Below are 8967 nucleotides of genomic sequence, written 5' to 3' on the forward strand. Positions count from 1 at the left end.
TTTACTTGCAATTATTGAATAATAGAGTATTATTAGTAGAACTTAATATATTAAGGGGTTGTATAATGCTCAAGAAAATATTTATTGTAACATTAATGTTTGCATTTTCTTTAACATCAGTTTTTGCTCAAGAAACTACTACTACTACTACAGAAACTACTACTACAACTGGTACTAAACCAAGAGAAGAACTTTCTCAAAACTTTGTAGATGCTCTAGCAAGTCAGGATGAAAAACTTTTAATCTCTGCTATAGAAAGCGGTAGTCCTCAAGTAAAAGCTCTATGTTTCAAAGCTTTAAGTGAAAAAGGTGCTAGCTCTGAAAATTTATTAAATGCAATTAATAGATATGTAAGTTATGGATTAGATAGCACTTCTCCTCAAAATTCTGATTCTATGGTTCGTTATCAAGCTTTACAAGCTGCTAAAGCTGCTAAATCAGAAAATTCTGTTAGATACATTTCCCAAATGTTATATGCAGAACAGGAAAATTCTAACATTATAGCTGCTGCTCAGGCATTAGGTGAAATTGGAAGTGTTCAAGGTGTAGCTCCTTTACTTTTCCAATTAAGATTAGCTAAAACTCAAGGTATTGTATATGAAGTTGCTGTAGCTTTAGGTAAAATAGGTGATCAGGCTGCTTTAAGCGATTTAATAGACCTAGCTCAAAATGATCAATATTTTATAGTTGTTAGACAAGCAGCTGTTGATGCTATTAAAAACATTAAACCTGCTTCTTCAAGCAGCGGCGGTCAAACAACAACTACTACTGAAACAGAAGCTCAATAAGAAAATCAATAAAATGAAAATAAAAACCTATCATTAATTTGATAGGTTTTTTTATTTTTAACTTTTTTTATTTATATAAAATTATTATTTTGCGATAATATAACAATTAAGTGTATGCTATAACTTGATAAAATTTAAATTTATTGTTATAGTATTATGTTAATTTATAATGATAATTAAGGATTATTGATGATAAAAGTTGATAATATAGTTAAATATTATGGCGAGCATTTAGCATTGAAGGGAGTTTCTTATACTATTAATAAAGGCGAAGTAGTAGGATTTTTAGGACCTAACGGTGCTGGAAAAAGTACAATGATGCGTATTATAACAGGATATCTTCCTGCAACAAGCGGATATGTTTATTTAGATGATTATGAAGTTTATGACAATCCTATAGAGATAAAAAAAAGAATAGGATATATGCCTGAAAATGTTTCTCTATATACTGAAATGACAGTTATAGATTATTTAAGATTCTGTGCTAAATTAAAAGGCATACCAAATAAGCATGTAAAAACAGCATTGGAAAACACTATAGAGATAACAGGATTAACTAAATACAGAAACAGAATAATAGGGCATTTATCTAAAGGGTACAAACAACGTACTGGAATAGCACAGGCTATAATACATGATCCTGAAGTGCTTATATTAGATGAACCTACAAGCGGACTCGATCCTAATCAATTAATAGAAGTAAGATCATTAATTAAAAGTTTAGGAGGCACTAGAACTGTTATACTTTCTACACATATATTAAGTGAAGTTGAAGATACATGTGAGAGAGCATTGATTATAGACAGCGGCGAATTAATAGCTGAAGACACTATAGAAGGCTTAAAAATGGCTATGGATAGGGAAATATTAGGCGGAAATATAGAACTTAAAGTGGCTGACAGACATAAAGATGCTCTTTTATGCGTTAGAGAAGTTAATGGTGTTATACAGGCTGAAGATAATTCTTATGGAAGCATTACCATAGAATGCGAAAGAGGTAATGATTCTAGGGCTGCAATAGTCAAGCATTTGGTTAATAATAATTTTGATGTATTAGAAATTAGATCTAAAGAGAGATCATTAGAAGAGGTATTCATTTACTTTACTGATAAAAAGAAAAATGAAGACTTTGATAAATCAAAATATATAAAAGATGATATAGTAAATAATAAAAAAGAAGCAGAAGAAAATGACAATTTATAAAATAATAATGAAAAAAGAGGTTAATAAATAATGAGAAACATTTATGTTATATTTTCAAGAGAGATTCAATCCTTTTATGTATCTCCTTTATATTATATATTAGGATTTATATATTTAGCATTAACGGGCTACTTTTTCACTATAGAAGTTTATTACAGCAGATTGGCAGTGATGGAAAACACTATGTATAATATTGGTTTCTTTACAATATTATTTTTATCGATTCTTTGTATGAAATTAATAGCAGAAGAGAGATCATCAGGCACTTTCGAGCTTATAATGACTGCTCCTATAACTTCATTGCAATATGTTATAGGTAAATATTTATCTGTATTAGTTGTATATGCTTCTCTTCTTGTTATGACATTTGTTTACCCTATACTTCTTATGATATTCGGAAAACCAGATATTGGAGTTATATTCAGCGGTTATTTAGGATTATTCCTTCTTGGTACTGCAATACTTGGACTTGGACTAATAGCAACAAGCGTATCTAAAAGTCAGTTAGTAGCTGCAATTTTAGGTGTATCTATGGGAGTATTCGCTTATATTATAAATTGGCTTAGCGAAATGTTTACAGGGGCAAGCAAATTATTAAATGCTGTTTCTATAACAACATATTTTTCTGACTTTACTAAAGGCATGATAGATATACAAAATGTTATATTCTTTCTAATTTGGGCTGTAGCATGTATATCGATTTCAACCATGTTTGTAGAATCTTATAAATGGCAATAATAAAATAATAAAGGCTTATAATCTGTGCATAATATAGTAGAATATACAAAAAATAATGATTTTGATAATGTAAAAAGGTGTTTAGAAGAGGACAGCAGCTTAGCTGATATGAGAGATGATGAAACAAAATTTACACTATTAATGATTTGTGCTAAAAAAGGTTATTTTGATATAGCAAAACTTTTAATAGAAAATGGGGCAAATATCAATGCAAGAAGTAAAACTGGAATTACGGCATTGATGTTTGCTTGTGCTGAAAAGCAGAAGAATGTAGCTCTATATTTAATAGATTCTGGTGCAGATGTAAATTTAAGAGATAGACCTTTATTTTCTGCTTTGCTTTATGCTGCTCTTACAAAAGAACATGATATAATAAAAGCATTAATAGAAGCTGGTGCTGATGTTAATGCTAAAAATTTCAAGCTGGTAACTCCTTTAATGTTTGCTGCTGGTATAAATGATATAGAAACAATGAAATTATTAATAGAAAATGGTGCCGATATAGAACATAAAAATAAAGACGAAGAGAGAGCTTTAGAGTTTGCAATACGTAAAGAACAGAAAGAAGCTGCAGATTATTTAAAAACTGTTTCTAAATAGTAATAAAATAGTAAACATAAAAATCATACTTTATCTACTCCATTAGTAAAAGTATATAAATCTTAAACATATATACTTATATCTTAATTATAAAATGATACAAACATCAATATATGAAATAAAATTTTAATGAATTTGATAAAGAAATAATTAAAAAACATAAAAATTAAAGCTAATAAAATTCAATAAGCATCTTAGAACTATGACATAAAAATTTATTTTGTAATTTTTTATGATATATTATTAATTTTGAAAAAAATTTATATAGTTATCATATTTCTTTTTTTTTATGATTATTCAATCCGATAAATATTGTATTAATATCGGGATTTTTTAATGGAACAAGAGCATAATTTTATAAAAAATGAACAAAATTATGAAGCCCCAAATGAAAAATCCTCATCAAAAGGTATTATGTTAATTTTACTGCTATTCATATCTATATCAGCAGGAATATGTTATTGGATTTATAACAAAAACAGCAATTATTATAATAATTACATCACAAATGTTTATAGTAATTCTGCCTATACATTAAGCAACTTTCAAATAAGCAATAAAAATGATATTCTAAATAAATACAATATAAAAAAGAATTTAGATTACCTTATGGATATAAAATATGATGAGTATGCTAATACATTTAACTCATTTATTAATAATAATCCCCTATTAAATTTAGATACTAGAACATTAACTATTATATTTACAGCAGCTGTATTAACCATTTTAGCATCTGTATTTTTGTTTAGAGGAAAAGAATTAGAAGCATCGGAAGGAAATATAGAATTAAATAATAATAATGATGATAGTATAAATAATAATAACATTACAGACAGCAGACAGACAGATATAGATGATATTAATAATAATGGAAAAATAATAAATACAAATTATGATGGAGATAAAGTTGTAGTTAATAATTATTACAAATACAATAAGAATGGTGATAATGTATTATGGAATGTTGTAAAAAAAGATAAAAATAAATTAAATGATGAAGAGGATACAAAAAAATTATCTATAATGGCTTTAAAAGAAATAGAAGAAGGAAATGATGAAAAAGCAATTAATATATATACAAAAATTTTGAACAATGATAATGATAATGTGCCTATTCTAAAAAACAGAGCATTAGTTCAAAGCAAAAGATATCAGGAAACTTCTGATAATAAATATTTTGATTCGGCTTTAAAAGACTATAACAAAATTATAGATATTAACACGCTAAGAGAAGAGGATAATACAGATGCACTTAAAGACAGGGCTGTTCTTTATAGCAAAAAGTATCATTACACTTCAGATGAAAAATATTTTGACTTAGCTTTAGAGGATTATAATAAAGTTATAGAAAATAATAATAATACTGATGACTTAAGTACATTGCTTATATATTCAGATTTATATAATGAAAAATACAAAAATACTCAGGATAAGAAGTATTTTGATATGTCATTGGATAATTATAATAAGGCTTTGAATATAGATGAAAATAACACTTCTATATATATAAACAGAGGATGGCTATATTTAATAGATTATAAAATATCTAATGATGTACAAAGTTTAAATCATGCTAAAAATGATATTGAGTACGGATTTAGTATAGAAAAAGATAATTTTTATTTATTAAATAATAACGGCATAGCATCATTGTATAAATATAAATTAGAAAAACAGGTTAAATTTTTGAAGGAATCAGAATTTAATTTCTTAAAATCTATAAAAAATAATAAATCTGCATCAGTACTTGCAGAAAGCTATTATTATTTATCATTAGTTTATGAAGAATATTCAAAGTTATTAACCATCACAGCTGAGAAGATGAAGGAATATACAGAAAAATCCAAATATTATTTAGATGAAGCATCTAAACTAGGATATAAAGATGCTTTAAAAACTACAAATTAAATAATTAATTATTAATTGGAGAAATTATGACTATAGAAGAGTTCTGCAGTAAATATACTGTAAGCAGAGAAAATACAAATTCTGAAAAATGGGAAACTATCAGAGATAAAAGATTTAATGAATCTGGTCTTACTCCTATGTGGGTAGCAGATATGGAATTTAAAACTCCCGATGCAATACTAAATGCCTTACATGAAAGAGTTTCTCATGGAGTATTCGGATACACAGTTACTTGGGACAGCTATTTTGAAGCTTTCTTTAATTGGCAGAAAAGCAGATACAATATTATATTAAAAGAAGATTGGATATTTTTCTCTACTGGCTTGGTTACAGCTTTATATTGGATTGTAAATGCTTTCACAGATAAAAATGACAGTGTAATAATACTTACACCAGTTTATTATCCTTTTTCAAATGCGGTTAAAGACAATGACAGAAAATTAATAACTGTTGATTTAAAAAATGATAATGGAATATTCTCTATAGATTTTGATATGTTTGAAAAAAAGATTATAGAAAATAAGCCTAAACTTTTTATATTTTGCAATCCTCATAATCCTGTAGGCAGAGTATGGACTGATGAAGAAATAGATAAAACCTTTGATATATGCCGCCGTCATAATGTTTATATAGTTTCCGATGAAATACATCAGGATATTAATTTGGGTATTAAGCCGTTTATATCTGCCCTATCTATAATAAATAAAGATAAATATACTGACAGATTAATAGTATTAACTTCTCCTTCAAAAACATTTAATTTAGCATGTCTTCTGAACTCTCATATAATAATACCAAATGAAGACATGAGAAATATATATCAAAAATATATTAATACAATAAATAGAACAGAACTTAGTTTAATGGGTATGATAGCAGCTGAAGCAGGATATAGATACGGAAGCGATTGGCTTGATGGTTTATTAAAAGTTATTAAAAGAAATTATGAATATATAAGAGATGAACTAAAAAAAGAGATACCTGAAATAATAATAACTCCTCTTGAAGGAACATATTTGCCTTTTTTTGATTTAAGAAATATAGTAAATAAGGATAGAGTAAAAGAGTTTATACAGGATGACTGCAAAATAGCTGTTGATTTTGGAGAATGGTTTGGTGATAATTTTAATGGTTTTATAAGAGTTAATATAGCAACAGATTTTAAATATATAGAACACTTTGTAAAACAGGTAATTTATAATTTAAAAAATAAAAGCTATAAATAATTATTATTCACCGCTTACTCTACTGCATATACCTTCTAATATTATATTATAATCTTTGGTATTTTCTATATTAAGAAGATGACCTGCATTTTCAGCTATAAATAAATCTTTATCAGGAGCTGTTATAGTTTCAAAATATTTTTTTACCAATGCAGTGGGGACCTGCCAATCATTAGCACCGCATATAAAAAATATTGGTATGTCAAAGTTTTTATAATTGCTTGTATCATAGTCTATTAGATAATTTATTAAATTCTTATTTAACTTCAATGAAGAGTTAAAAATATCTTTAAATGAAAAAACAGGACTTTTATGTATAATGCTTGACAATTTATCATTTCCTTCATAGTATCCTGCTAATTTATATTTAACCTGTACATCTCTAAAGTCTTTAAATACTTCAAATACATTATCCTTATTTATGCAGTATGGATAATTATTAAGTTTGTTTAATTTATCAATATATTTCTTACTGCCGCTATTTTTTACAATATTGAAGCAATAATCAAAGCCAATCTTCTCCCCTTCTCTAAAACTTACAACCTGCCCCATTCCTATATACGCAGAAACATAATTTTTATATCTCTTTACAAACTCTATACCAAGAACACTACCCCATGAATGACCTAATATTATAATATATTTTGAGTTATATTTATCTTTTACATAATCAACGGTTTCTTTCAAATCATTCATAAGTTTTTCTATTGTTATAGTTTCTGATGATGATTTATTTTTTATCTGTGTTTTACCAGTACCTCTTTGATCATAATAAACTAAATTATAGTTCTGAGTTTTAGAATGCATTTTATACAAAAAATAACTCTCAGATTCTCCAGGTCCTCCATGAAGAAAAATTAAAGATATATTGGATTTTTTGGGGTAATGTATAAAGTACTGTTTTATATCATTTATATCAGCATATTCTTCAAAAAAATCATCCATAAATACTAATCCTTTTATATTAAATATTCAAATATATTATACAAATAATAATTACTGTCAATAGACTAATTTTGTTTATGATTACGTGAACTAGCACACATCCACACTTCTTTTGGAAGCTAAGCGTGACTTTGTCAGGCGAGAAACATACAAAGTACGTCTACTGTGAAGGACTGCATATTTACATACTAAAACGATAATTTATACAACAAGTAAAACATTATTTTTATAGTTAATAAATTACCAAAATTTTATATATAACTTTGTCAAGTACTTTTTAAACAAGTCCATTACATAATTGATGCTTTATAAAAACATTAATTTATATGTAGACTAATTTTCTAACAGCTTTATATAACATAAAACTATAAAAAGCAGGTATAGAATATATAAAGTAATAAGGTTTAATCAATGTCAGATATACTAGTTAATATAATCAATAAAAAAGGAATAGCTTATTAATAAACTATTCCCAATTGATGAATTATCTATATAAAATGATTATATAGCAAAGTTAATTAAGCTTTAGGACCGAATTTGAAGCCTAACTGCAAACCTACATCAAAGCTTGAGAATCCCATATTATCAAATGTTTTAGTAGTTCCATCATCCTGTCCCAAAAATTTATCAGACATATTCATTCCAAAATCATATCCTGCATAAAGTCCAACATTAAAAGCCATATTATCAGTAAAGAATATTGAATAATCAAAAGCAGCTTTAATATATCCTATAACAGGAGTTTTGAAATTATCTTTTATATCTGATGAATTCACTTTTACTGGAAAACCTATTACATCTTTGCCGTCATATTTATAATAGTATTTTCCTGATAAAGGTATTTTAACTCCTCCTCCTATTCCTATAGCAAAAGCACCTATATTGAATTTAGGAAGAAGTCCAATCTGTATGCTTTCAAATGTATAAGATTGTGAAGTTTTTTTATCACTTGCAAGTATAAAAGCATAAGAATCATGACTGTATCCTATTTCACCTAAAACACTAATTCCGAAACCTTCTTTTACTTGAAACATATATCCTAACTGAGCTGTAACTCCTATATCAAAACCTACAGAGCTATTTTGTTTATAATACTTATCAATATCATCTTTAAATGCCTCAGCTTCTTTTGATAATTTGTAATTGTAAAAGCCTACACTCAAACCTATAGGCACATTAAGTATAGCTTCAAATCCGCTTGCTGCAAATGCTGATACACTGAACACAGCAGTCATCATCAATGTTAAAAGAATTTTTTTAATGCTTCTCATAAGGAAACTCCTAATAATAATTTTTTATTTATAACAAAATGAATATTACTATTCAATAAGTTATCAGGAATATTAAAAATACAGATAAATAAATGCTGCAAATATTTAAAAAATAAATTTGCAGCACCAAAAGAAATGATGATTTTAATTAAAATACTATAACTTGATGTTATATTCGATTTAGATGAAAAAAATTTTATTGAATTATTGTGTGCTGTGTGCTGTGTGCTGTGTGCTGTGTGCTGTGTGCTGTGTGCTGTGTGCTGTGTGCTGTGTGCTGTGTGC

Annotated in this window: 9 protein-coding genes; 6 read left to right on the forward strand and 3 right to left on the reverse strand. The window is 26.9% G+C overall.

All coding sequences use genetic code 11. The features are described from left to right. Positions 1-65: 65 nt before the first annotated feature. The 6 genes from Q0J69_RS13305 (at position 66) to Q0J69_RS13330 (ending at position 6466) form a co-directional block, all read left to right on the forward strand. Positions 66-788: a HEAT repeat domain-containing protein gene (locus Q0J69_RS13305; protein WP_297208314.1), complete on the forward strand. Its 723-nt coding sequence runs from the start codon at positions 66-68 to the stop codon at positions 786-788. 189 nt (positions 789-977) lie between these two features. After that, positions 978-1991, forward strand: coding sequence for an ATP-binding cassette domain-containing protein (locus Q0J69_RS13310; RefSeq protein WP_297208315.1), 1014 nt, complete (start codon positions 978-980; stop codon positions 1989-1991). 30 nt (positions 1992-2021) lie between these two features. Further along, a complete protein-coding gene (locus Q0J69_RS13315; RefSeq protein ID WP_297208317.1) occupies positions 2022-2729 on the forward strand; it encodes an ABC transporter permease in 708 nt (235 codons plus the stop codon). A 24-nt stretch (positions 2730-2753) separates the two neighbouring features. Further along, positions 2754-3329: an ankyrin repeat domain-containing protein gene (locus tag Q0J69_RS13320; protein WP_297208319.1), complete on the forward strand. Its 576-nt coding sequence runs from the start codon at positions 2754-2756 to the stop codon at positions 3327-3329. A 336-nt stretch (positions 3330-3665) separates the two neighbouring features. After that, positions 3666-5240 (forward strand): hypothetical protein, encoded by a 1575-nt coding sequence (locus Q0J69_RS13325; RefSeq protein ID WP_297208321.1) that lies wholly within the window; start codon positions 3666-3668, stop codon positions 5238-5240. Positions 5241-5266: 26 nt separating this feature from the next. Next, positions 5267-6466: a MalY/PatB family protein gene (locus Q0J69_RS13330; RefSeq protein ID WP_297208323.1), complete on the forward strand. Its 1200-nt coding sequence runs from the start codon at positions 5267-5269 to the stop codon at positions 6464-6466. 3 nt (positions 6467-6469) lie between these two features. On the opposite strand, the gene Q0J69_RS13335 is transcribed toward Q0J69_RS13330, so the two are convergent. From Q0J69_RS13335 to Q0J69_RS13345, 3 genes are all read right to left on the reverse strand, one after another. Beyond that, on the reverse strand, positions 6470-7411 hold the full coding sequence (locus tag Q0J69_RS13335) for an alpha/beta hydrolase (protein ID WP_297208324.1): 942 nt from the start codon (positions 7409-7411) through the stop codon (positions 6470-6472). Between the two features lie 518 nt (positions 7412-7929). Continuing rightward, positions 7930-8682: a DUF2715 domain-containing protein gene (locus Q0J69_RS13340; RefSeq protein ID WP_297208326.1), complete on the reverse strand. Its 753-nt coding sequence runs from the start codon at positions 8680-8682 to the stop codon at positions 7930-7932. Further along, on the reverse strand, positions 8679-8967 hold a 289-nt coding region (locus Q0J69_RS13345; protein ID WP_297208328.1), incomplete at its 5' end, for a hypothetical protein. The genes Q0J69_RS13340 and Q0J69_RS13345, both read right to left, overlap by 4 nt.

The organism is uncultured Brachyspira sp. (assembly GCF_944388875.1).
Lineage (GTDB): Bacteria > Spirochaetota > Brachyspiria > Brachyspirales > Brachyspiraceae > Brachyspira.